Here is a 23,345-nt window from a genome sequence, read left to right on the forward strand (position 1 = left end):
CCCTTTCCTCTGACATCCCACTATCCACTATACGAGGACGCGCGTTTTCCAGCTATCGAATTAACTTTCATCATTCTTACGTTCTTGTAAGGTTGGCACCACTGCAGACAGGACGATGCGGACTGTCGTGCCCTCTCCCACTTTCGATTCCATTTCCACGCCATGGTGCAGCCGCCCGCAAATTTCCTTGACCAAATAAAGCCCCATCCCGGTCGACTCCGGATACTTGCGGCCGTTTTCCCCTGTGAAGTACGGCTTGAACACCCGCTGGATGTCTTCTGCCGGAATCCCGATGCCGTAGTCCTGCACCTCGAGGACGAGATGCGACCCGCGTTCGTAGGCGCGGATCGTGACCTTGTTGCTTTTGCCTGCCGAATAACGGACGGCGTTGGTCAAAAGCTGGTTGAGCACAAACGAAAGCCATTTGTCGTCGGACTCCACCCGCCAGTCTTGTTCGATTTTCAGCTCCGGGTACACCTGGTTGCGAATGAACAGCCGCTTGTTTTCAGCCAGCACGTTTTGCGCAAGCGTGCGAAGCGACACTGGCTCAATCAAAAAGTCCTGTTCAAAACGGTCCAGTCGCGCTATGTACAGCACCGTTTCCAATCCGCGCTTGATCCGGTCGACTTCTTCGCGGATGCTCTCGGACTTCGGATCGTCCTCGTTTTGCAGCAACAGGTGGATGACCGAGATCGGCGTTTTCATCTGATGCACCCATTGCTGGATAAACGTCGTATAATCGCGCTGCTTGTTCTCGTAGGCGTGAAGCTGCTCTTTGTAGAGCCGATACTGCTCCAGACTTTTTTCATCCATCGCCCGGCACAAAGCCGCGTTGCCGTACGTCTGCGTCAGCTCCTCCAGCGACTCCACCGGCTTGCTCAATCGCTGGTAAATCAGACGGTGCGTCAAATAGCGGACAACCAAAAACGCCCCGGCAAAAAAAACGGAGAGAAACACGACGTAAATCATCAGCGATTCGTTCCAGTACCCGTCCATGGCAAAAATCAGAATCAACAAAATGAGCTGAACGAGAAAAAAGGCAGCAAATGCCCATTGATCCCGAAGGAACAACCTCATTGTCCGTCCTCCCATGTTGCCCGCAGACGGTAGCCGGAGCCGCGCACAGTCTCAACCGCGCCTTCCAGCCCGATGTCCTTCAGCTTTCCGCGCACACGCGTGATGTAGACATTCAACGTGTTTTCATCGACGAACTGCTCGTCCCACAGCTTTTCCAGCAGCCGCTCGCGGCTGACGACGCGCGGGTATTGGTTCATCAGCGCTTCCAGCAGCAGCGCTTCTTTTTTGCTCAGCTCGATCTTCGTATCGTTCATGGAAAGCTCCATCCGCTCCAAAAACAGCTTCAGCCCCGCGACCTCCACGGTGCGCTCCCCTTCCTGCGGCGCGTATTGGCCGTAGGCGCGGCGAAGTTGGCTGCGAATTTTCGCCAGCACCACATCGTAATCGAACGGCTTAGTGATGTAGTCGTCCGCTCCGTTTTCCAGCGCCATCACCTGGTCCATCTTGCTCTCCCGCGCAGAGATGAACAAAATCGGGCAGTTGGACTCCTGCCGCATCTGTCTGCACCAGTAAAAGCCATCGAACTTGGGCAAGTTCACATCCAATAGCACCAGATCAGGCCGCTTGCTTACGAACACTTCCATGACGCGATCAAAATGCTCTACATTGACCGTTTGAAATCCGTATTTTTCCAGTTGCTCCTGCAAAAGCTGGTTGATTTTCGGGTCGTCTTCTACAATCATGATCGTAGACATTCGCTCATACTCCTCTCCTCGTGCGTCTCCTGCTACTCCTCCTTCTACTATACCACTAGAAAACTGGGCTGCGCCAATTGCGCCAAAGCCCGTTGCCAGATGGATTCGTTCGGCTTTTTCCCATACAAAAAGGGTGGAACGAAACCTCCACCCTCACGCTTTTGCTTCCATCATTTGCTGCAGTTTTTTGATTCCGCGAAAATGCAGGATTTTGACAGACGCTTCGGTCTTGCCCAAAATCTCGGCGATCTCGTTCATGCGCAGATCGGCGAGATAGCGCAAAGAGATGACGTTGCGCTGGTCCTTCGTCAGCGTGTGTACCTTTTGCCACAGCCCTTCCGTCGTCTCCTGTGTCAAAACGCATTCCTCCGGCAGCTTGTCAGTAGCCGTCAGCGTGCTGAACGTCTCCTGGTCAACCGGGCACTCCCTTTTTTTGCGCATGTAGTCGATCAACGCGTTGTGCGCAATCCGGAAAATCCAGGCGCCAAAAGGATGGCGGCCATCGTACTGGTCGAGCTTGGAGTACACTTTGATGAATACAGTCGTTGTCAGGTCTTCCACGTCCCAGACGTTTTTCACGCGGTAGCGGAAATAGCGGTATATTTTGGCGGAATAATCTTCGTAAATTTGTCGTTGATTCGGTTTCGGATAAATGATTGCAGTATTCATGATCGATCTCCCATTTCGTCATCCGTATGAGTTGCTCTCATTGTAAGACGGATCAGAAGCAGGAACCATCGAGTTATATTTCAAGAAGCTTACACTTTTGTAAGGTACTTATAGGCTGCTTGTAAGCTCTCGCACAGGTAGGTACGGAAAGCCGGTTCATTTGGTTACACTTCGGTCTGCTTGCTTGCATAATAATCGTTGGAATTACCAGCCGGGCCGCTACCTTGGTCTTTGCTCATATCCCTCTCCCGCCTCGTACAAAAGACCCAATTTCTTGCTTACACTGTATGTCCGCGAAACTTTTTCCTTTTTTGGTGTATATGTTGTATCAAGAAAAGTTGGGGGGCATTGTCTCCGGAGGCTCATGCCGCCTCTTCGATAATTTCAGCTAATTGCCTTATGTACTTAAAACGGAGGTTTACAAATATGCGAAAATGGATCTTCTCCCTGTTGATTTCAGTCATTCTAGCGGGCTGTGGAACGATACCTGGCAGCCATGAGACATCGTCTGTCAACAATCATAGCCCAAATTCTGAAACAGAAAATCAAGGAAACGCAGTGGAGCAATTGACTGTTCAGCGTGGACAAGATGTCTTCACAAAGGAGCATCCGCCTTTAAACCTGGGGATCATCACGAGTGCAAATGAATTGTACACGCTCGCTTATCGAAAAAGCGGAGAGGAAATCGGAATAAAAACTAGCCAAGAGCTAGGATTTCCAATAGAGAGCCCCAAAGAAAGTGGTACGGTTGAAAAAGAGCGAACTTATATTCGATTAGTAAAGCCCCCATTTTTACCTGATCCTGGAGTCAATGAATTTCCTAGGAAAGATATTATTCTTTACGTAGATCCACAGAGCCCTGATGACGCATTTGTAGCCATTCAAAATCCAGAAAAGCTGGATGAATGGCGAGTTCTCAAGGTCAGCGGATACGGTCCTTGGTTGAAAAAAGAGATTGATTTATACCTCTCGCTTAATACAGGTCTATAATCCAATAAAGGCAGTAGCAGTTTAAGATGGTAAGTCTTAGACTGCCACTGCCTTTCAATTATAGATTGATCTTCTCTTTACTGCGTTCGACCGACATGACCAATCCAAAATCAAAACGACTGCCTCTTTGAAGGCAACCGTTTTGATCTAAAGCTAACATGGCTTAGCAAAAGTCGCTTCTGTTGCACAACGTGTCCAAATAACCTATGACCTTATCGTAGTAGAAGAGCATCCGCCCCACCATAACCTGCATCTGCAATGAAACGCAAGCACTTGGTTGGACTTGGACTATTAGTGAATTGCAAGTAGTCAATCAAGCCGGAGTAACGAGCATTCTTAATAAAAAAGTTGGCAAACGATTTTGCATGTGAAGTTCGGCCGCAGAATACTGCCCAGCCATTTTTACCTTTACCGAGGTTTCCTGGGGGATTGGTAGAACTGACATACTTCATGTTAGACCAGTTTTGGTTATCCCGCTGGGTAGTCCAGTTGCCCAACCGGACTCTCCCCCCCATGGCAAGAATTAGTTTAACCGGAAGACCATAACACTCGTCACTGGCATCCTCCGCTGCACGTTTAAAGGTGTCTACAAATGCTTGCACCCGATCAGGAGCAGTCGAATTTGGATTAAGCTGCACGTAAGTGTCTCGATTTCCATCACATTTCACTGGTTCCGGTAGGAATTACTTTCATTGCCATTAACATCACCCTTTTTAAGTTAACAACCAATCAGTAGCTGATTTGTCGTCTCACTTATATAGGAAAAATGATAGGAGGAATAACAACCATCCTTGCCCTCGCCCCCAACAAAAAAACGCCCCCGCATTCATCGGGAGCGTTTCTCGGATCACGCAAACAATCGCAGTATTACAACAAACCAAGACGTTGGAAAATCGTATCCACATGCTTCAGGTGGTAACGGTAATCGAAGCACTCATCCAGCTCTTCCTTGGTCAACGTGGAGCTGACAGTGGCGTCCTCCTCCACGATGGCGCGGAAGGAGCGCTGCTCTTCCCAAGCCTGCATCGCGCGCGGCTGCACAGTGTCGTATGCTTGCTCGCGGCTCATGCCTTTTTCGATCAGCTTGAGCATCACTTGCTGGGAGTAGATCAGACCGAAAGTACGGTCCATGTTGCGCTTCATGTTCTCCGGGAACACGGTCAAGTTTTTCACGATGTTCATGAAGCGGCGCAGCATGTAGTTCAGCGCCTGAGTCGCGTCTGGCAAAATCACGCGCTCTGCGGAGGAGTGGGAAATATCCCGCTCGTGCCAGAGAGACACGTTTTCATAGGAAGTGAGCATATGGCCGCGGATGACGCGCGCCAGACCGCAAATGTTCTCGCTGCCGATCGGGTTGCGCTTGTGCGGCATGGCGGAGGAGCCTTTTTGACCTTTGGCAAACGCTTCTTCCACCTCGCGCATTTCGCTCTTTTGCAGGCCTCGGATTTCGGTTGCGAACTTCTCCAGCGACGTTGCGATCAGCGCCAATGTCGCCATGTATTCGGCGTGGCGGTCACGTTGCAGCGTTTGCGTGGAGATCGGAGCCGGAGTCAGGCCGAGTTTTTCGCAAACGTACGCTTCCACGAACGGGTCGATGTTCGCATACGTACCGACTGCGCCGGAGATTTTGCCGTACGCCACTTCTTTTTTCGCCGCCCGGAAACGCGCCAGGTTGCGCTTCATTTCTTCGTGCCACAAAGCGAGCTTCAAGCCGAATGTCGTCGGCTCGGCATGCACGCCGTGCGTTCTGCCCATGCAAACCGTATCTTTGTGCTCGCGCGCTTTGTCCGCCAAAATCGCGATGAAGTCCTCGATGTCTTTTTCCAAAATTTCGTTCGCCTGGCGCAGCAGGTAGGACAGCGCCGTGTCCACTACATCTGTAGAGGTCAGGCCGTAGTGCACCCATTTCTTCTCTTCGCCCAAAGTCTCGGATACCGCGCGGGTAAACGCCACCACGTCGTGACGCGTCTCTTCCTCGATCTCGTAGATGCGCTTGATGTCAAAGCTGGCTTTTTCCCACAGCTTTTTCACGTCCTCTTCCGGGATGACACCCAGCTTGGACCATGCTTCACACGCGAGAATCTCTACTTCCAGCCATGCCTTGAATTTGTTTTCTTCCGTCCAAATGGCGCGCATTTCCGGGCGGGAATAACGTTCGATCATGATTATACCTCCGATGGATTCGTCCAGATTTTCAGCTCATCAATGTGGGTGAGCGCTTCTTCCACAGTAGGGGCGAGCACGTTGATATGCCCCATCTTCCGCTTCGCCTTGCTTTCCGCTTTTCCGTACAAATGCAGCTTGGCCGTGCGCGGCAGCTTGTCGATTTGATCCAAGACAGGCTGCAGGTGCTCTCCCAAAATATTAACCATCACGACGGGAGAGAGCAACTCCGTCGAGCCTAATGGCAGGTTGCAAACCGCCCGAACGTGCTGCTCAAACTGCGAGGTCACACAAGCGTCCATCGTGTAATGGCCGGAGTTGTGCGGGCGTGGCGCCAGCTCGTTGACGTACAACTGCCCGTCTGCGGTCAAAAACATTTCCACTGCGATCAGTCCCACGACGTCGAGCTTTTCTACAATCGTGCGGGCGATTTCTTCTGCGCGTGTCTTTACTTCCGCCGGAACGCGGGCTGGCACGATGCTCAAATGCAGGATGTTTTCCCGGTGAATGTTTTCCGCCGCCGGAAAAACAGCCAGCTCCCCGTCCGGATTGCGCGCCGCGATCACGGACAGCTCCATCTGGAACGGCACGAACTGCTCCACGATCAGCTCTGTCCCTGCCTTGGCCAGCGTCTCGTACGCCTCCGCCAGCTCGTCCTCGCTGCGCAAAACCCATTGGCCTTTGCCGTCGTAGCCCCCTGTCGCCGTTTTCATGACCGCAGGCAGCCCCAGCTCGGCTACTGCCGCCTGCAAATCTTGCAAACTGCCAACTACGCGAAAAGGCGCGACGGGAATGCCGATTTCGCGAATCGCTGTCTTTTCGGAAATCCGGTTTTGTGTGATGCGCAAAAGGCGGCTGCCCTGCGGCACGTAGGCATGGCTCTCCAGCACTTCCGCGACCTGTGCGTCCACATTTTCAAATTCGTAGGAAATGACATCACTGACAGAAGCGAGCTGCATCGCTGCTTCCACGTCGTCGTAGCTGGCGACAATTTGCTTGTCCGCCGTTTGTCCGCACGGAGCGTCGACGGTCGGGTCCATCGTCACAAAGCGATAACCCATAGCTCGTCCAGCGAGGGCGATCATGCGGCCAAGCTGTCCGCCGCCGAGTATTCCGAGAGTCGATCCTGGTTTGATTTGCTTGCTCTGTTTGGTCGTCATTCCAGTTCGCCAGCCTCCAGCACTTTTTTGCGCACCTCATCGCGTCTTGCCACAAAGCGCGCTTGCACATCCGGATATTTGATCCCCAAAATTTGCGCAGCGAGCAAGCCGGCATTGATCGCGCCCGCCTTGCCGATGGCGACAGTGGCGACAGGCACCCCGCCTGGCATTTGCACGATGGACAAAAGCGAATCCAATCCGTTCAGGTTGGACGACTTCACAGGCACGCCAATTACAGGCAGCTCCGTTTTCGCCGCCACCATCCCTGGCAAATGGGCTGCGCCCCCCGCTCCCGCAATGATGACTTCCAGACCGCGGCTTTTTGCGCTTTCGGCATACGAAAACATCAAATCAGGCGTTCTGTGCGCGGAAACGACCTTCTTTTCGTACGGTACCTTGAGCTCATCGAGAATTGCGCATGCTTCCTTCATCGTTTCCCAGTCTGACGTGCTGCCCATAATGACGCCCACCAAAGGCTGTAGCATGAACCATTCGCCCCCTACGTTTTGTATCATCAGAAGAAAACCCAACCGACTAACGGCTTTTGCGGCCGTACTCATCGCCTGGGCTATTCGTACTCGTTTGCTATCAACATACACAGTGTAGCAGGGAGAAAGTTTGCCTGTCAACCTCGCTTCCGAACATTTTAAAATAGGTTGGATATCATCATTCGTGTTTACCTTTTTCCAGCCACTCTTTTGCCGCCGCTGCGGAGTCCAGCCGCACATGCAGCCAATATTCGAAAAACGGCGTTGCGTCTGCCCCGGCTGCCGCCGAGACCAGCTTCTTGATCTGGCCGCCGCTCGCCAGCTTGTACTGGTGCTCGCTCACGTACTGCCGCAAAAGCCGATTCAGCCGCTCGGCTCCCCACGCTTCCCGCAACGTCCACCACATGACGCCGGAGCGCCCGTACACAAGCTCGTTGTAGCTTTTCCAGTCCGGGAAGGCCGCCACGCTCGTCTCGGCGGAAATCCCTCGTTTGGCATACGCTTCGGCTGCGCGGGACTGGCCTTGTCTCAGCCGGATGTACGCCTGAGATCGCTTCGGGTCCTTTTCCTGCAAAAAAGCCATCGTCGCGTAGTCGGTCAAGCTCTCGTCAAGCCACGCCTCGCGCACCTCGTCGTTGCCGACGATGCCGTAGAACCACTGATGGGCCGTTTCGTGCGCGACGACGGCTGCGCCCATGTTGTCCGCCGTATTGAAAAACTCCTCCTCGATGAAGACGAGGCTCGGGTACTCCATGCCCCCGAAAAAGCCGCCTGTCTTGACGACGTCGTACTCCTTGTACGGATAGGTGCCAAACTGCTTCCCGTAATAGTCGAGCGACTCCATCGCCGTCTCGTGCAAGCTTTTCACAGCCGCCGGATCGTCGCCCTGCTGCGACCATGTCCGAACGATAGTCTCCCCGACTTTTCCGGACACCGCCTGGTACGTGCCGTCCATGACGACCATGGCAAAATCACGAACGTTCCATGCATCCAGTTCATATATACTTTGCCGCTGCGGCCTTGTCTGCGTGATGACGGCTGTACTCTCCAGCCCCGTCGTAGCGAGTTGATATCCTTCCGGCAAATGAACGCGCAAATGATAATTCGCCACTTCACTGTAAAAAGGATCGCCAATCGCCGTGTATGGGTCGAGCCGCCAGCCGCCGCTATCCTTGACCGCCAAGATCGGCAGCCAGTTCCCCAGCCACATCGCATGGTCGTGGTAGGAGAGCCGTCCGTTGTTGTAAGGAACCTGCAGGCGGAAGCCAAGCTCCACGACAGCCTCGGCGGACGGCTTTTTCGCCGGGAGCGGCACGCGCAGCAGCGTGTTCGTCTTTCCTTCGTAGCGAATGCCGGCCTCCCGTCCATCCACCTTGACGGCTGTAATCGTGATGCCGCCTGGCTCTCGCTGCTTGCCAAGCACCTGCTCCCAGTTCGCCGTGCCAAGGTCTGCCTGTTTGGCGAAAGCATTTGGATACAGATGAAAAAAAGCTTTGTCATCCTGCGGGACAAACCGGGCCGTCAGCACGCCTGTCACGATACGTTCGTTCATGTCCAGCCACACATCTGCGCTGTACGTGATCGCTGCCGGCGTCTGCTGTGGACTGGCGATTACCGCGACATCGGCCTCGGCCTGTCCCGTCCACGAACTACTCCACAAAATGCCTGCCAGAGCCATCCCTACTACCATGCTGACCACCCAATGCTTGCGCCACATGGCACTCCCCTGCCTTCGCTTACTTTCGCTGTTTGTCACGCTGGCGTTCCAGCCAGGCCGCGGCCTGCTCCTGCCGGGACATGTCCAGCTTCATCCAATAGTCCAGAAAAGCACGCGCGTCTTCTCCCGCCGCCCGGGACAGAAACGCTTCCCACTGTTCTCCGCTGACGTTTTGATAACGGTACGTTTGCACATACTCGCGCAGCACGTCATGCAGCCGTTCTTCGCCCCACGCTCCCCGCAGCAGCCAAAGCATGGACGACGTCCGGGAATAGACGAGATCGCTGTAGCTCTGGTTGGCGGGAAAAGCAGAGAGCGCCTGCCAGGGACGCAGCTCTTCTTTTACGTACCACTGGACAAAAATGCCGTTTTCCAGACGCCTGCGCACCCGTTCCGCGCCTGTCAGCGGATACTCCCGAGAGAGAAAGGCGAGCGTCACATACTCGGTAAACCCTTCATCCAGCCACGCCTCGCGCAGTTGATCGTTGCCGAGCAGCCCGTAAAACCATTGATGCGCCGTCTCGTGCGCAACCGTAACAATTCCCGTCTCTGCCCCCGCCGCGAAATGACGCCCGTCCAAAAACACCAGGGCAGGGTATTCCATGCCGTTGATCGCTCCGCCTGTCCGCACCACATCGTACTCCGCATAAGGGTACGCGCCGAGTTGTTCCTGAAAATAAGCGAGCGACTTTGCTCCGGCCTCGTGGATGCGCTTGGCCAAAAGCTCGTCATCCCCCTGGCGCCACCACGTGCGAACGAGCGTATTGCCCGCCTTTGTTTCCGCTTTTTGATAAGTCGAGTCCATAAGCACGAGCGCGAAGTCGCGCACATTTTCCACGCGCAGCCGAACCGTCTTTTTTCCTCCAGACGTAGCTGGCGAAGCTGCTACTTCCGCCCCGGCATCCGCTGCCGTGCTGGCCAACTGATAGCCTGCGGGATACGTGACGTTTACTTCGTAGTCGGCGATCTCGCTGTAAAACGGATCGCCGACAGGCTCGTACGCATCGAGACGCCAGCCTGCCTGCTCGTGTACGGCGAGAATCGGCAGCCAGTTGCCCAGCCAAATCGCGTGGTCATCGTACGACATTCTCCCATCGTTATGAGGGAGCTTCATGGCAAAATCGAGTTGAATCGTGCGTGGGCTTGCTGCAGCGCCGGACTGTTCGTTCGCTTGCAACGGTACCTGCAAAATATGCCGCTCCTTTTGACCGACAACCATTTTCCCATCGACTGCAAGCCTGTTATTATCATACGTACCAAGTACAGGTTCCTTGCCTAAAAGTTCCTCCCATAGCATTCCTTCATGTTGTTCGGTAAATACGTCCGGATAGAGATGGAGATAGGCACGTTGCGGGTCCTCCGGCCAAAAAGTGATCGCTACGCTTCCGGTTACTTCTTTTTTCACGGGATCAATCTGTACATCCGCCTGGTAGAGCGGCTTTTGCAAAAGCTTCTCCGCGTTCGCCTTTGCCGGGAGTCCCCATGCCGCTATCGCTATCAGACTGCTGCACCCAAGCCATAAGACCCATTTGCGCATGCCTTCGCCCCCTTTTTCTCTATCGTACCGAAAGTGGCAGCAAAAGACTATCGAATCATATCCGTTCGCCAAGCCAGCTTGAGACGAGGCCGAGCGGTACCGTCTGCTCGCTTCCTTCGCGCATGTCCCGCGCCACCACCTGTCCGCTGTTCACCTCGTTCTCGCCGTAGATCAGCACGTAGGCGATTCCTTCTTTGTTAGCGTAGTCGAGCGCCTTTTTCAGCTTCCGGCCCGCAAGCTCCAGCTCCACTCTTAGACCGTCCGCGCGCAACCGGTTAGCCAGCCCGAGGCTAAGCTCCTCTGTCGCCAGCGGAATGACGAGGACATCTGCGGCAGGCCGTGCACTTTCGGCTCGCAAGGACAGCGCAGCGAGAATCACATCCAGCCCAAACGATATCCCCACGGCCGGATATTCCCGCCCATCGCCCAAAAACCGCCCGATAATCTCATCGTACCTGCCGCCGCTCCCGATACTGGAAGTAATGCTTTGATCCTGCAAAAATATCTCGTAAACCGTCCCGGTGTATATCCCCAGCCCCCGCGCCAAAAACGGAGAGAACCGCACCTCGCCAGTCACGCCCGCTCCCCGCAGGTAGGCAAACAGTTGCTGAAGCTCCTGCACGCCTTGCTGCACAAGCTCGGAGGAAAACTGCTGCGCCAAAGCATCCAGCGCCAGCGCTCCCTTTTGCAAAAAGGACGTGATCGCCGCCACCAGCGGCTCCTCTACCTGGCGCTCCCGCAGATCACCTTGCACGCCTTCCACTCCGATTTTCGCCAGCTTGTCGAGCGACAGCATGACATCTGCCGCGCGCTCGCCCGGAACGCCCAACTCCTGCAGCACCCCTGACAGCAGCTTGCGGTTGTTGACCTCGATGTACACCTCAAGCCCTAGCTTGGCGAACGCGGCAAAAGCCATGCTGATTAGCTCCGCCTCGGCGAGCATCGAGGACGTACCGATGATATCGACGTCGCATTGGATAAACTCGCGCAGCCGCCCCGTTTTGACCGGACCGTCGCGGAACACTTTACCGATCTCATAGCGCTTGAACGGCAGCCGCATCTCCGGATTCATCCCGACGACCTTCGCCAGCGGCACGGTCAGATCGTAGCGCAGCGCCAGCTCCCGCTCCCCTTGGTCGCGCAGGCGGTACACCTCCTTCAAAATCTCTTCTCCACCGCCGTATTTCGATGCCAACAGTTCATAATACTGGAGCGTGGGCGTCTCCAACGGCTTGCAGCCATACGCCTCGAACACTTCCTCCAGCGTTCGCCGTATCCAGTTGCGCTGCATTTGCTCCGGCGGCATAAAATCTTTCGTGCCTTTGACACTCTTCAACACTGTGCTGTCCATCCGAATCATCCTTTCTTTTTTCGTCCATCGTCCAAACAAAAATAGCCATGCGAGGCAACTTCATGCCCGCATGGCTACAAAAAAATCACCACCGCAGGCACAAAGCACAAGAAGCGCTTGCACCTGCGGAAAAATTCCCGAAGATACAAACGCTCTAGCCGTGGTGATGCTGTTGAAGGAACGTGATTGATGCAAACATGAATGGTCCCTCCGCCAAAAAAAGATTTTTCCTATCATAGCGCAAAAAAAGCTCCCCGTCCAGTAGACAGGAAGCCTATTTTCCAAAAAATCCTATTCGCGCAGCCAGATGAAGTAAGCCAGGAAGACGAAGAACAGAACGTACATCGCCGGATGCACTTCACGCGCTTTGCCTTTCAGCACCTTCATCACCGGATAGACGATGAAGCCAGTCGCAATTCCAGTTGCGATACTGTACGTCAGCGGCATCAGGAGAATGGTCAAGAACGCCGGGAACGCTTCGTCCAGGTCATTCCATGCCACCTGCGCAATGTGCGAAGCCATCAGTACACCGACGATAATGAGCGCCGGAGCGGTAACTGCCGGAGTCACGATCGCGAGCAGCGGCGAGAAGAACAGGGCCAACAGGAACATGATCCCTGTCACAATCGCGGTAAAACCGGAGCGGCCGCCTGCTGCTACCCCCGCTGTCGACTCGACATAAGCGGTCGTCGTAGAAGTACCGAGCACCGCGCCAGCCATCCCTGCGATCGCATCGGAAGCGAGCGCTTTTCCCGGACGCGGCAGATTGCCGTCTTCTCTCAGAAGTCCAGCTTGGCTGGCTACACCGAGCAGCGTGCCTGTCGCATCGAAAAAGTCCACGAACAAAAACGTCAGTACGACAATCAGCATGTTCACGGTGAACAAGGCCGATGGGTCACCGAGATACTGGAACGCCGCACCGAATGTCGGCGCCAGGCTCGGCGGAGCAGACACGACTTGCTCTGGCAGGCTGACCAGACCGAAGATCATGCCGACTACTGCTGTGACAATCATCCCGATAAAAATACCGGAATTAACTTTGCGCGAAAGCAGAACAACGGTAACGATCAGACCGAAAATCGCCAGCAGCGCATTTTTCGCTGCCAATACTTCTTCCGGCTTCATGTTTTCATGGTAGAAGGTCAGATGGCCCAACGCGACAAAAGTCGCATCGTTTGCAACAACGATCCCTGCGTTTTTCAGGCCGATAAACGCGATGAACAGCCCGATCCCCGCAGAAACCGCATATTTCAACCCTTTCGGAATCGCTTTGATGATCGCTTCCCGAACGCCGGTCAAAGACAGAATCAAAAAGATCGTACAAGAGAGAAACACCCCAGCCAATGCTTGCTGCCAAGGAATATGCATGGTCAATACAACGGTGTAGGTGAAAAACGCATTCAGCCCCATCCCCGGTGCCTGTCCGATCGGCAAGCGTCCGAGAATCCCCATGAGTAGCGTACCGATCGCCGCAGCGAGAGCTGTTGCGGTAAACACAGCGCCAAACTCAGGGTAGTTGGCTTTTAAGTCCGGCGGCAAATCCGCTCCGCTGAGGATGAATGGATTGACTGCCAAAATATACGCCATGGCCAAAAAAGTAGTGATGCCCGCGATGATTTCGCGGCGATAATTGGTGCCCAGTTTGTCAAACTCAAAATACTTCCGCACCGAAAAGTCCCCCCATGCTTATGGTAATGGCAATGAAAAAAGGCCCGGACGCTATTAGTATGCGCCTGGCCTCTTCACAAAACACTCCGGGAACAATTCTAAAAATGATAACAAATTCGTATCCCGTCGACATTTTGTTCGTAGCCAGGTCGTTTAATGGCGACCTCGTAGAGACTCTTGAGCCATATCCTCAAGAATATACGAACCTTCCTATATTACCTGTTCACATTGAGAAGTGTATCAGGTGACATATCGAATGTCAACGAAAATACGAACGTTCATTTTTTAAACAAGACGAACATCCGGGTTTATTTTATTCCCACTCAATTGTTGCTGGTGGTTTGGAAGTAATGTCGTACACGATGCGGTTTACGTTGTCGACTTCGTTCACAATGCGCGTGGAGATTTTCTCCAGAACATCCCAAGGAATGCGCGCCCAGTCGGCCGTCATGCCGTCGATGGAGGTTACGGCGCGAATCCCTACTGTGTAGGAATAGGTGCGAACGTCGCCCATTACGCCTACTGTCGTCATGTTCGGCAGAGCCGTGAAGTATTGCCAAATATCCCGATCCAGACCCGCCTTGGCAATCTCTTCGCGCAAAATCGCATCAGATTCACGAACGATCTCCAGCTTTTCTTCTGTAACTTCGCCCAAAACGCGAATACCCAGTCCAGGGCCCGGGAACGGTTGGCGCCAAACGATTTCGTCAGGCAGGCCAAGCTCGGTACCCAGTTTGCGAACCTCGTCCTTGAACAGCGTTTTCAGTGGCTCGATCAGCTTGAACTTCATGTCTTCCGGCAAGCCGCCTACGTTGTGGTGCGACTTGATCGTGTGCGCGGTAGCCGTTCCGCTCTCCACGATGTCGGTGTACAGCGTGCCTTGTGCGAGGAAGTCCATGTCTGTCAGCTTGCCCGCTTCTTCATCGAATACGTAAATGAACTCGTTGCCGATGATTTTGCGTTTCTGCTCAGGGTCGGAGACGCCTTTCAGCTTGTTCAGGAAACGCTCGCGAGCGTCGATTTTGATTACTTTCATGGAGAACTTCTCTGCGAATGTCTCCATGACGCTTTCTGCTTCGCCTTTGCGCAGCAGGCCGTGGTCTACGAACATGCAAGTCAACTGGTCGCCGATGGCTTTGTGGATCAGCGCTGCTACTACAGAGGAGTCTACCCCGCCGCTCAGCGCACACAGCACTTGCTTGTCGCCGACTGTCTCGCGAATGCGCACCAGCTCGTCCTCGATGAACGTCGTCATGCTCCATGTAGGCTCGCAGCCGCACACGTTGAACAGGAAGTTGCCGATGAACTCGGTTCCTTTTACGGTATGGCGAACTTCCGGGTGGAACTGCACGCCGTACAGCTTGCGCTCGGGATGGCTGATCGCCGCTACCGGGCAGCTATCGCTTACCGCGTCTACGCGGAACCCAGTCGGCAGCTCCACCACTTTATCGGAGTGGCTCATCCAGACGATTTCGTTCGCATCCCATTTTTCATACAGGCTGTGCGTATTTTGCAGGCGCAGCTCGGCTTTTCCATACTCGCGTTTGCCAGCGCGCTCTACTTTTCCTTCCAGCATGTGACTCATCAACTGCATGCCGTAGCAAATGCCGAGGATTGGCAGGCCGAGATCAAAAATTGCCGGATCGACTTTTGGCGCTCCCTCTTCGTACACGCTCGCAGGTCCGCCGGAGAAAATAATCCCTTTTGGCTGCATTTCCTTGATTTTTTCTACAGGCGTATTGAACGGCACCAGCTCGCTGTAGACACCCAGATCGCGAACGCGACGTGCGATCAACTGATTGTACTGGCCTCCGAAATCAAGTACGACGACCATTTCCAATGACTTGTCCATCATATCCCCCTTCTCCTGTACCCGACAGGACGTGCAAGTGCCGGCCGCATTTTTGCCGACATCCTCGCTCGATGCATGATAAAGCAGTTTCCGCTTCCCTCGGTTCTTGCATACAGGCATACACGCGAAGAATTGTCGCATATTTGCAAAAAAACCGGGACGGTGACTCCGATCTTTCGTACGGAGGCAGCGTCCCAGCTTGTGTACACATGTGCGGTTGCATGTACAAAAATCCGAAGTGCTCTCCTCGTAGTCGCCAAATTTACGGTTTAGCGGTAGAAACTTTCAGGCCATATTCCTGAGTATTATACGAGACTCATTGATCGTCATTCTAGCAGATGGGACGGCTTTGTTCAAGGCTTCAGTTGACGGATCAATCTCTCGATCAGTTGCTCTGCCACTGACCTCGCCTTCTGTTCCAGTTCCTTGTAGCCGTAAACGGTTCGCTCGTACATTTCCGTCAAATAACGCAGATCTTGCCGCTTGTCCGCCGGAATCGTAATTCTGCTCGCGTACTCCCGCAAAGTCTCGCCAGACTGCCGTCTCGTGTACACCTGCTCCATCATGCGAAGCAGCAGGTTGAAGCGATCCGTGTACTTGTTGCTTTTATCCTGATCGATCTGTCTTCGGAGCCACCAGATTTGAATGTCTTTTCTGCGCCGCCAGGCCAAGAAACCTGCGGCCGCTATCACCACTGCCAGCCCAACATTTACCTGCCAAGGAATCGAATAGCTACTCCCCGGAATAGCGTCTCCCTCTTCCAGCTCGTTAAAGCGTCCATCTCCCCGGTCTGGCGAAGTCTGATTCCCCAAATCCGGCACCGGAATCGGAATCTGCGGCTGCGATGTTTGCAAATCGTAATTGAAGCGCACGGGCGAGATGAAAGTGCTGGTCGCTTCGAACGGAATCCAGCCGTGCCCCGGGAAATACACCTCTACCCACGAGTGGGCGTCTTTATTGCGAATTTCCATGATGTCGCGGTTCTGATCGTCGCTGCCCACTCTCTCGCCTGGGGCGAATCCTTTTACCCAACGCGCCGGGATGTCGAGCGAGCGCAGCATCACCGCCATCGAGGTGGAGAAATGATCGCAATATCCCCTCATGCTGTCAAACAGAAAGTGGTCGACAAAATCTTGTCCTTCCGCTGCCACAGGCACATCTTTTGTTTCATACTTATATTTTCCACTCGCCCGCAAGTAATTCTCGATCGCTCTTACTTTTTCATAAGGCGTCTTGGCGTTTTTGGTCACGCTTTGCGCCAGTTCTTTCACGCGCGGCGGCAAAGTCGCCGGAAGCTGCAAATAGCGCTCTTTGATCTCGTCGGGATAGTCCGTTCCCGCTTCCATGATCGCCTTTTCGCTGACAATCGGCACCTCTGCGTCCACCTTGTACCGGTGCAGCTTGAGCAGCATCGTATTCGGTCCGTACTCTGTCCGTCCATTTGCGCCCGTAGGCTGGATCAGATTGATTTTTCCCGCGCGGACCTCAAGCTGCTGATTCATCTTGTCGTAAACGACAGTCGCATTTGGCGGAGCGTAATTGCTCACTTTGTTCAACTGCCCGGGATAAAAGACGGTAGCAAACTGCTGCGGGCCTTTGAACTCCAGCGTTGCCTCTACCTTTTTCGTTTCCAGGCCGTGAAACAGCTCGTTTTTCCACTCGTATGTTTGCGGGTCCAAAATCGCCTCGTACTCGCGATCGCCTTTTTCCCAGCCTACGCCTGTGTAGACGTCCTTGGAGTCCCCGCGCCAATAGCTGTGCTCATTGGTCGTCGCCATGAACACGAGCGTATTGTCCTGCATGAAAGGCCCGCCCAACATTTCGTCGTTGTTGTCGTAGCCGACTTTTTTCATGACGGCAGTCGGTGCTTCCGTGCCGCTTCCCATCAAAAAGGCAATCGGATCAGGCCAGCTCGCATCTTTTTTGGGAGCCGCATACCCGATGCCGACACTAATCAAAATGACCAGCAAAGAGGCCATCAGAGAACCGAACAATATCCGGCTTCTTTTTTCTGTCACCGTCGCCATGCTGGTCATTCTCATCAGATGGCTGACAGCGAGCAGCAAAAAGCCAAAGATCAGCGTCCGCACAATTCCTGCGCTGGCGTCGTAAGGCAGGAACGTATCGAGCACTGCCAAGTACAGCTCTGTCAAAAAGACAAACCACAAGCCCTGTCTCTGCTCCAGCACCAGATAAGTCAGCATGGTAATCAGGACAAGCAGCAGGGCATCAAACAAAGCATTGCGCGACAAAATGGACATCGCTCCCCAGTCTTGCTCGAGAGCCAGCGGGATATCATGCACAATCTGCCTGTACAATTCCGCCAGCCAATCGGTTGTAAACAACGGTGTATCGAATAGCGTAGCATGCAACAACCAGAGGAGGCCCAGCAGCTTGAACGGCAACGTTACCCACCTGTACGGAACCGCTACGTCGATCGCCAGGACACCGGCCACAATGACAAGAAACGGCCACAGCACGCCCGTATCCGTCAGCTCCTGGAGAGGGAGCAGCCACTCTCTTAGCATGAGGAACAGAAAAAGGGCCGAGACCCATTGCCATATCGTTGGTCGCTTCCACACGCTCATGAGTCTATGCACCTCCAATCCGTTTCCACTCTTGTTCGTCGATGTGGACAGACGTACATGATATTTTGCTTCCGCCCAGCAGTTGCAGGGCTCGTCTTCTCTCTTGGGAAATGACAGTGTCAGCATGCACATAGAATAACTGCACTCTTCTGCCTTTTTGCGCCAAAGCAATCAAACGGTGAACCAGGTCTTTTTCCACGCGCGGAGTCACGACGATCAAGGTCACGCCTTGCTGCTGTTCCAGCGCCTCGCGTCCCACAACCCGCGCAAACGATTCGCTGCCCGCTGGCATGACCCGCGCCAATTGATCGAAGACGCGCAGAAAATGAGTGTAGGAAAGCGCCGGAGCAATCGAAATGCGTTCATTTTGCTTGTACACCAGCCCGTAATGGTACTGGTTGCGATTGGCATAGGCGATCAGGCTTGCCGTCAGCCTTACTGCCGTCTCAAACAACTGTACCGGCTGTCCTTGATAGCTTTCTTTTTCTACATCGAGGAAAAAAACGGCCTGGTTCATCGCCTGATGTTCAAATTCCTTCGTCTTCAAGCCCGTTCCCCTTGCAGATGCGCGCCAATGAATCTGGCTCAGGCGATCACCGCGCTGGTATTCGCGCACGCCCCTCACGGCAGCGACATCGTCGGAGCGTTTGTGCGACACGTGCACGTTGCCGCTGAAGCTGCCATCCCCCAAGGCCCAATGCGTTACTTCCTTGTACCGCGGGTAAACGAGAAACTCCTGGGGAAACGAAAAGACTTTGCGCCTTTCGCTGAACCCAAAAAAATCCCCGCCACTCACGACGCACTGATCCAGCCGGTAAAAACCTCGCGGGAGACTCGGTATGACATAGCGGAACTCCATTTCTTTTTTAAACCAGGGAAAAATCAACTGCCTGTGCGGCTCATATACACCTGCGAGCCGCTCAGGCAACGGCTCCACGATCATGTGCCAGCCCAGCGGAAAACGGATTTTCCGGCGCAGGCGCACGGTTACTACGACGTCCTCGCCGTCCTGCAGGCGGTTGCGGTCGATGACTCGCTCTACCTCCAGCGTCGAGAACATTAAAAAATACGCCAAAACCTCATAAACGAGGAACACCAGACTGCTGTAAAATAGAAACCAACTGGAAAAGCCGCCCTGAAACTTGGCAAATACGTAGGTGATTGCCACAAGCAGGAGCGCTTTGAGCTTACCCCATCTTCGTTGTCTCATCCGCAGTCACCGCCTCAGCTCACCGGAACGCGGGTTTCGGCCAAAATCACGGTCAATACCCGATCAACGGTTGCTCCTTCCAGACGTGCTTCCGGCTTCACGATCATCCGGTGGGCGAATACGACTGGCACCAGCTCTTTGACATCGTCCGGGATGGCGTAATCCCTTCCCCGCACGAAAGCCAGTGCCTGAACGGCTCTGTAGAGGGCGAGAGAGCCCCTTGGACTTACCCCGAGGTAAATATGATGGTGGTCACGTGTGCGGTGGCACAGCCGCACGATATACTCTTTTACTCCCTCGGAAACCTTGACGGAAGCTACCTCTTTTTGCAGTTGCGCCAAGTCTGCTGCCGTCATCACCGGCTCAAGTTGTGCGAGCGGGTTCACCTCCGAGAATCTGGAGAGCATGCGCATTTCTTCTTCCACGGTCGGATAGCCCAGGCGCAATTGCATCAGGAAACGGTCCAACTGTGCCTCAGGCAATGGAAACGTCCCTTCGTACTCCAATGGGTTTTGAGTGGCCATCACAAAAAACGGATCGGCCAGCCGATAAGTTGCACCATCTACTGTAACAGACCGCTCCTCCATCGCTTCCAGCAGAGCAGACTGCGTCTTCGGAGAGGTCCGGTTGATTTCGTCCGCCAAAATAACGTTTGCAAACAGCGGTCCTTGCCGGAACTCAAACTGCATCGTCTGTTGGTTGAAAATTGCTACTCCTGTCACATCTGTCGGCAGCAAGTCAGGAGTGAACTGGATACGCTTGAATTCTCCCCCGATCGACTTAGCCAAAGCACGTACCAGCATCGTCTTGCCCACACCCGGAACGTCCTCCAGCAAAACATGTCCGTTTGCCAATACAGCCGCGACCATCATCTCAATCACGGAACGTTTTCCAATCAGAACTTTTTCTATATTATCGATCAACTTTGCAATTGCAGGATGCATTTGTTCCAATTTAATTGGGTTCACGTTAATACATCTCCTGTTCCATCTTATTCTTCCATCGAGCTTGTAACAGAAACATTTTGTTACCCGTCTTCTCTTGTATCACCTGCGTAGAAAACAGCAGTGTAATTCTAAAGTAATGGATGGAAATGGGAGATACAAGGAAAACTTACTTAAAAATTGTAAGAATGCAGCCATGATTATGCAAAAAAGAGTAGGAATTGATCCTACTCTTCGATTTCATATGAAGTAATGGCGTGCCCTGAGAGATTCGAACTCCCGACCTTTTGATTCGTAGTCAAACGCTCTATCCGGCTGAGCTAAGGGCACATGTTTTGCGGGTCAACCTGTACTGGCTGAAAGCTAGCAGAACAACTATGGAGCGGACGACGGGTCTCGAACCCGCGACCTTCGCCTTGGCAAGGCGACGCTCTACCAATTGAGCTACGTCCGCGTGTGATATGATAAAAGGTTTGCTCTGGCTGCAAAGCCTTCTGGTTATATGGTGCGGGTGAAGGGACTTGAACCCCCACGGTCTCCCGCCAGAACCTAAATCTGGTGCGTCTGCCATTCCGCCACACCCGCATGGTAAAACAGAAAAGGGCATCGATATTTCTATCGTGCTGCGTGTTTCTATGTTTGTAAAAACTGGTGAGCCATGAAGGACTCGAACCTTCGACCCTCTGATTAAAAGTCAGATGCTCTACCAACTGAGCTAATGGCTCGCAAGTGGCTGGGGTACTAGGATTTGAACCTAGGAATGACGGAGTCAAAGTCCGTTGCCTTACCGCTTGGCTATACCCCAATGGTGGTGCCGGCAATAGGACTTGAACCCACAACCCCCTGATTACAAGTCAGGTGCTCTACCAATTGAGCTATACCGGCAAAATATCATCTGTAAATGGTGGCTCGGGACGGAATCGAACCGCCGACACGAGGATTTTCAGTCCTCTGCTCTACCGACTGAGCTACCGAGCCTCAAAAATTTGGTTGCCATCTCTCTAGCTAAGAAATGGCGGAGCTGACGGGACTCGAACCCGCGACCTCCGGTGTGACAGACCGGCGTGAACTCCAACTTCACCACAGCTCCATACGTGACTGCACCCGATGGGCACTTCGCTTCTACTTCACTCTGGAGCAGTGCGAGTAGAAAATTTGGTTGCGGGAGCAGGATTTGAACCTGCGACCTTCGGGTTATGAGCCCGACGAGCTACCGAGCTGCTCCATCCCGCGACGATTCGGACGATCAATGTCAGCACCTATCTTAGAAGCAAGACGCTTTTGGCTGACCATCCATATGATTATGATAAGTGGTGGAGGCTGACGGGATCGAACCGCCGACCCTCTGCTTGTAAGGCAGATGCTCTCCCAGCTGAGCTAAGCCTCCACAATCCCCGACTCTTGTCGGGGCCTTCACAAAGCTTTTTGTGCTGCAGTATAGCAAGCACTTTGCTTTATGAAGAATTTGTAGGTGACCCGTAGGGGATTCGAACCCCTGTATGACAGCGTGAAAGGCTGCTGTGTTAAACCGCTTCACCAACGGGCCAAGCTATTAAGATATGGTGCGGTCGGCGAGACTCGAACTCGCACGGGTCGCCCCGCCACCCCCTCAAGATGGTGTGTCTGCCAATTCCACCACGACCGCAGCTTAGGATGGTAGCGGCGGAGGGAATCGAACCCCCGACCTTTCGGGTATGAACCGAACGCTCTAACCAGCTGAGCTACACCGCCATAAAGCTGTTTGTTTGAAAATATATGGCGGAGAGTGAGGGATTCGAACCCTCGCTACGCTTGCGCATACTAACGGTTTAGCAAACCGTCCCCTTCGGCCTCTTGGGTAACTCTCCGCATATATGGCTCCTCGGGACGGACTCGAACCGCCGACCGATCGGTTAACAGCCGATTGCTCTACCAACTGAGCTACCGAGGAACGTTGAAGGATTTATTCCTTCAAAACTGAATACGCATGTTTGCTAAGAGTGTGTGGATAAGTCCTCGACCGATTAGTATTCGTCAGCTCCACGCGTTGCCGCGCTTCCACACCGAACCTATCAACCTCATCGTCTATGAGGGGTCTTACCAGCTTAACGCTGTGGGAAGTCTCATCTTGGAGGGGGCTTCACGCTTAGATGCTTTCAGCGCTTATCCCGTCCGCACATAGCTACCCAGCTATGCCACTGGCGTGACAACTGGTGCACCAGAGGTGCGTCCATCCCGGTCCTCTCGTACTAAGGACAGCTCTCCTCAAACTTCCTGCGCCCGCGACAGATAGGGACCGAACTGTCTCACGACGTTCTGAACCCAGCTCGCGTACCGCTTTAATGGGCGAACAGCCCAACCCTTGGGACCTACTTCAGCCCCAGGATGCGATGAGCCGACATCGAGGTGCCAAACCTCCCCGTCGATGTGGACTCTTGGGGGAGATAAGCCTGTTATCCCCAGGGTAGCTTTTATCCGTTGAGCGATGGCCCTTCCATGCGGAACCACCGGATCACTAAGCCCGACTTTCGTCCCTGCTCGACTTGTAGGTCTCGCAGTCAAGCTCCCTTCTGCCTTTACACTCTACGAATGATTTCCGACCATTCTGAGGGAACCTTTGGGCGCCTCCGTTACCTTTTAGGAGGCGACCGCCCCAGTCAAACTGCCCACCTGGCATGGTCCTCTCGCCCGATGAGGGCGACGAGTTAGAAACTCCGTACATCAAGGGTGGTATCCCACCGACAGCTCCACAGAGGCTGGCGCCCCTGCTTCTCAGCTTCCCACCTATCCTGTACATGATGCACAAAGTTCCAATACCAGGCTACAGTAAAGCTCCATGGGGTCTTTCCGTCTTGTCGCGGGTAACCTGCATCTTCACAGGTATTATGATTTCACCGGGTCTCTTGCCGAGACAGCGCCCAAGTCGTTACGCCTTTCGTGCGGGTCGGAACTTACCCGACAAGGAATTTCGCTACCTTAGGACCGTTATAGTTACGGCCGCCGTTTACTGGGGCTTCGGTTCAAAGCTTCGCTTGCGCTAACTCATCCCCTTAACCTTCCAGCACCGGGCAGGCGTCAGCCCCTATACTTCGCCTTGCGGCTTCGCAGAGACCTGTGTTTTTGCTAAACAGTCGCTTGGGCCTTTTCACTGCGGCCCCCTCGGGCTCAGCCCACCCAACGCAAGCTTACGCTCACGTTGGGCGGGGACCCTCACCCTACCGGGGCGCCCCTTCTCCCGAAGTTACGGGGCCATTTTG

The 23,345-nt window shown here is 53.8% G+C and carries 16 protein-coding genes, 15 tRNA genes, 1 rRNA gene and 2 riboswitches (1 of these 34 cut by a window edge); of the genes, 1 reads left to right on the forward strand and 31 read right to left on the reverse strand.

Going from position 1 to position 23,345, the window contains the following annotated elements; translation table 11 throughout:
- Window positions 1-60 precede the first annotated feature (60 nt).
- The 3 genes from BA6348_RS25865 to BA6348_RS25875 form a co-directional block, all read right to left on the reverse strand.
- On the reverse strand, window positions 61-1,077 hold the full coding sequence (locus BA6348_RS25865) for a sensor histidine kinase (protein ID WP_005834719.1): 1,017 nt from the start codon (window positions 1,075-1,077) through the stop codon (window positions 61-63).
- Complete coding sequence (locus BA6348_RS25870; RefSeq protein WP_005834718.1) at window positions 1,074-1,772, reverse strand: response regulator transcription factor; 699 nt, start codon at window positions 1,770-1,772, stop codon at window positions 1,074-1,076. The genes BA6348_RS25865 and BA6348_RS25870 overlap by 4 nt, the downstream gene beginning before the upstream one ends.
- A gap of 153 nt (window positions 1,773-1,925) precedes the next feature.
- Window positions 1,926-2,441, reverse strand: coding sequence for a sigma-70 family RNA polymerase sigma factor (locus BA6348_RS25875; protein ID WP_007787472.1), 516 nt, complete (start codon window positions 2,439-2,441; stop codon window positions 1,926-1,928).
- A 426-nt stretch (window positions 2,442-2,867) separates the two neighbouring features.
- Between BA6348_RS25875 and BA6348_RS25880 the strand changes: the two genes are divergently transcribed.
- Window positions 2,868-3,431 (forward strand): hypothetical protein, encoded by a 564-nt coding sequence (locus tag BA6348_RS25880; RefSeq protein ID WP_005834714.1) that lies wholly within the window; start codon window positions 2,868-2,870, stop codon window positions 3,429-3,431.
- A gap of 212 nt (window positions 3,432-3,643) precedes the next feature.
- On the opposite strand, the gene BA6348_RS25885 is transcribed toward BA6348_RS25880, so the two are convergent.
- The 28 genes from BA6348_RS25885 to BA6348_RS26020 form a co-directional block, all read right to left on the reverse strand.
- Window positions 3,644-4,069, reverse strand: a complete 426-nt coding sequence (locus tag BA6348_RS25885; protein WP_129552259.1) for a hypothetical protein — start codon at window positions 4,067-4,069, stop codon at window positions 3,644-3,646.
- A 229-nt stretch (window positions 4,070-4,298) separates the two neighbouring features.
- On the reverse strand, window positions 4,299-5,594 hold the full coding sequence (gene purB / locus BA6348_RS25890; RefSeq protein WP_007777155.1) for an adenylosuccinate lyase: 1,296 nt from the start codon (window positions 5,592-5,594) through the stop codon (window positions 4,299-4,301).
- Window positions 5,595-5,596: 2 nt separating this feature from the next.
- Window positions 5,597-6,754 carry a 5-(carboxyamino)imidazole ribonucleotide synthase gene (purK, locus tag BA6348_RS25895; RefSeq protein WP_005834710.1) on the reverse strand — a complete coding sequence of 386 codons (1,158 nt, stop codon included), beginning with the start codon at window positions 6,752-6,754 and terminating at the stop codon, window positions 5,597-5,599.
- The gene (gene purE, locus BA6348_RS25900; protein WP_005834709.1) at window positions 6,751-7,239 is read right to left on the reverse strand and encodes a 5-(carboxyamino)imidazole ribonucleotide mutase; all 489 of its coding nucleotides are present in this window, start codon (window positions 7,237-7,239) and stop codon (window positions 6,751-6,753) included. The genes purK and purE overlap by 4 nt, the downstream gene beginning before the upstream one ends.
- Before the next feature lie 181 nt (window positions 7,240-7,420).
- Window positions 7,421-8,959 (reverse strand): M1 family metallopeptidase, encoded by a 1,539-nt coding sequence (locus BA6348_RS25905; RefSeq protein ID WP_005834707.1) that lies wholly within the window; start codon window positions 8,957-8,959, stop codon window positions 7,421-7,423.
- Window positions 8,960-8,978: 19 nt separating this feature from the next.
- Window positions 8,979-10,496 carry a M1 family metallopeptidase gene (locus BA6348_RS25910; protein ID WP_122953373.1) on the reverse strand — a complete coding sequence of 506 codons (1,518 nt, stop codon included), beginning with the start codon at window positions 10,494-10,496 and terminating at the stop codon, window positions 8,979-8,981.
- Between the two features lie 55 nt (window positions 10,497-10,551).
- On the reverse strand, window positions 10,552-11,847 hold the full coding sequence (locus BA6348_RS25915; protein WP_035988384.1) for a histidine--tRNA ligase: 1,296 nt from the start codon (window positions 11,845-11,847) through the stop codon (window positions 10,552-10,554).
- 291 nt (window positions 11,848-12,138) lie between these two features.
- Window positions 12,139-13,515 carry an NCS2 family permease gene (locus BA6348_RS25920; RefSeq protein ID WP_005834702.1) on the reverse strand — a complete coding sequence of 459 codons (1,377 nt, stop codon included), beginning with the start codon at window positions 13,513-13,515 and terminating at the stop codon, window positions 12,139-12,141.
- A 121-nt stretch (window positions 13,516-13,636) separates the two neighbouring features.
- Window positions 13,637-13,739, reverse strand: a riboswitch (purine riboswitch).
- A gap of 89 nt (window positions 13,740-13,828) precedes the next feature.
- Window positions 13,829-15,367, reverse strand: a complete 1,539-nt coding sequence (guaA, locus tag BA6348_RS25925) for a glutamine-hydrolyzing GMP synthase (RefSeq protein ID WP_005834701.1) — start codon at window positions 15,365-15,367, stop codon at window positions 13,829-13,831.
- Window positions 15,368-15,597: 230 nt separating this feature from the next.
- A riboswitch (purine riboswitch) is annotated at window positions 15,598-15,700 on the reverse strand.
- A gap of 20 nt (window positions 15,701-15,720) precedes the next feature.
- A complete protein-coding gene (locus BA6348_RS25930) occupies window positions 15,721-17,955 on the reverse strand; it encodes a transglutaminase TgpA family protein (protein WP_026558341.1) in 2,235 nt (744 codons plus the stop codon).
- A 4-nt stretch (window positions 17,956-17,959) separates the two neighbouring features.
- Window positions 17,960-19,165: a DUF58 domain-containing protein gene (locus tag BA6348_RS25935; RefSeq protein ID WP_005834697.1), complete on the reverse strand. Its 1,206-nt coding sequence runs from the start codon at window positions 19,163-19,165 to the stop codon at window positions 17,960-17,962.
- Between the two features lie 14 nt (window positions 19,166-19,179).
- Window positions 19,180-20,133, reverse strand: a complete 954-nt coding sequence (locus BA6348_RS25940; RefSeq protein WP_005834696.1) for an AAA family ATPase — start codon at window positions 20,131-20,133, stop codon at window positions 19,180-19,182.
- A 229-nt stretch (window positions 20,134-20,362) separates the two neighbouring features.
- Window positions 20,363-20,439, reverse strand: a tRNA-Arg gene (locus BA6348_RS25945).
- Window positions 20,440-20,487: 48 nt separating this feature from the next.
- Window positions 20,488-20,563: transfer RNA gene (locus BA6348_RS25950), tRNA-Gly, on the reverse strand.
- A gap of 49 nt (window positions 20,564-20,612) precedes the next feature.
- Window positions 20,613-20,694 (reverse strand) — tRNA-Leu (locus BA6348_RS25955).
- Window positions 20,695-20,758: 64 nt separating this feature from the next.
- A tRNA-Lys gene (locus BA6348_RS25960) sits at window positions 20,759-20,834 on the reverse strand.
- Window positions 20,835-20,839: 5 nt separating this feature from the next.
- A tRNA-Gln gene (locus BA6348_RS25965) sits at window positions 20,840-20,914 on the reverse strand.
- A 4-nt stretch (window positions 20,915-20,918) separates the two neighbouring features.
- Window positions 20,919-20,994, reverse strand: a tRNA-Thr gene (locus BA6348_RS25970).
- A gap of 17 nt (window positions 20,995-21,011) precedes the next feature.
- Window positions 21,012-21,087: transfer RNA gene (locus tag BA6348_RS25975), tRNA-Phe, on the reverse strand.
- A 35-nt stretch (window positions 21,088-21,122) separates the two neighbouring features.
- Window positions 21,123-21,199 (reverse strand) — tRNA-Asp (locus BA6348_RS25980).
- 66 nt (window positions 21,200-21,265) lie between these two features.
- Window positions 21,266-21,342, reverse strand: a tRNA-Met gene (locus BA6348_RS25985).
- 78 nt (window positions 21,343-21,420) lie between these two features.
- Window positions 21,421-21,496: transfer RNA gene (locus tag BA6348_RS25990), tRNA-Val, on the reverse strand.
- An 85-nt stretch (window positions 21,497-21,581) separates the two neighbouring features.
- A tRNA-Glu gene (locus BA6348_RS25995) sits at window positions 21,582-21,655 on the reverse strand.
- Window positions 21,656-21,669: 14 nt separating this feature from the next.
- Window positions 21,670-21,754, reverse strand: a tRNA-Leu gene (locus tag BA6348_RS26000).
- A gap of 9 nt (window positions 21,755-21,763) precedes the next feature.
- Window positions 21,764-21,840, reverse strand: a tRNA-Met gene (locus tag BA6348_RS26005).
- A 25-nt stretch (window positions 21,841-21,865) separates the two neighbouring features.
- Window positions 21,866-21,956 (reverse strand) — tRNA-Ser (locus tag BA6348_RS26010).
- A 7-nt stretch (window positions 21,957-21,963) separates the two neighbouring features.
- Window positions 21,964-22,039: transfer RNA gene (locus tag BA6348_RS26015), tRNA-Asn, on the reverse strand.
- Between the two features lie 53 nt (window positions 22,040-22,092).
- Window positions 22,093-23,345 (reverse strand): 23S ribosomal RNA (locus BA6348_RS26020); it runs 1,719 nt beyond the window's last position.

This window comes from Brevibacillus agri (assembly GCF_004117055.1).
Taxonomy (GTDB): domain Bacteria; phylum Bacillota; class Bacilli; order Brevibacillales; family Brevibacillaceae; genus Brevibacillus; species Brevibacillus agri.

Bases quoted from the DNA above. Each gene is read 5' to 3' on its own strand.
- BA6348_RS25865 (WP_005834719.1), bottom strand. From the start codon at position 1,077: ATGAGGTTGTTCCTTCGGGATCAATGGGCATTTGCTGCCTTTTTTCTC.
- BA6348_RS25870 (WP_005834718.1), bottom strand. From the start codon at position 1,772: ATGTCTACGATCATGATTGTAGAAGACGACCCGAAAATCAACCAGCTT.
- BA6348_RS25875 (WP_007787472.1), bottom strand. From the start codon at position 2,441: ATGAATACTGCAATCATTTATCCGAAACCGAATCAACGACAAATTTAC.
- BA6348_RS25880 (WP_005834714.1), top strand. From the start codon at position 2,868: ATGCGAAAATGGATCTTCTCCCTGTTGATTTCAGTCATTCTAGCGGGC.
- purB (WP_007777155.1), bottom strand. From the start codon at position 5,594: ATGATCGAACGTTATTCCCGCCCGGAAATGCGCGCCATTTGGACGGAA.
- purK (WP_005834710.1), bottom strand. From the start codon at position 6,754: ATGACGACCAAACAGAGCAAGCAAATCAAACCAGGATCGACTCTCGGA.
- purE (WP_005834709.1), bottom strand. From the start codon at position 7,239: ATGCTACAGCCTTTGGTGGGCGTCATTATGGGCAGCACGTCAGACTGG.
- BA6348_RS25905 (WP_005834707.1), bottom strand. From the start codon at position 8,959: ATGTGGCGCAAGCATTGGGTGGTCAGCATGGTAGTAGGGATGGCTCTG.
- BA6348_RS25910 (WP_122953373.1), bottom strand. From the start codon at position 10,496: ATGCGCAAATGGGTCTTATGGCTTGGGTGCAGCAGTCTGATAGCGATA.
- BA6348_RS25915 (WP_035988384.1), bottom strand. From the start codon at position 11,847: ATGGACAGCACAGTGTTGAAGAGTGTCAAAGGCACGAAAGATTTTATG.
- guaA (WP_005834701.1), bottom strand. From the start codon at position 15,367: ATGGACAAGTCATTGGAAATGGTCGTCGTACTTGATTTCGGAGGCCAG.
- BA6348_RS25930 (WP_026558341.1), bottom strand. From the start codon at position 17,955: ATGAGCGTGTGGAAGCGACCAACGATATGGCAATGGGTCTCGGCCCTT.
- BA6348_RS25935 (WP_005834697.1), bottom strand. From the start codon at position 19,165: ATGAGACAACGAAGATGGGGTAAGCTCAAAGCGCTCCTGCTTGTGGCA.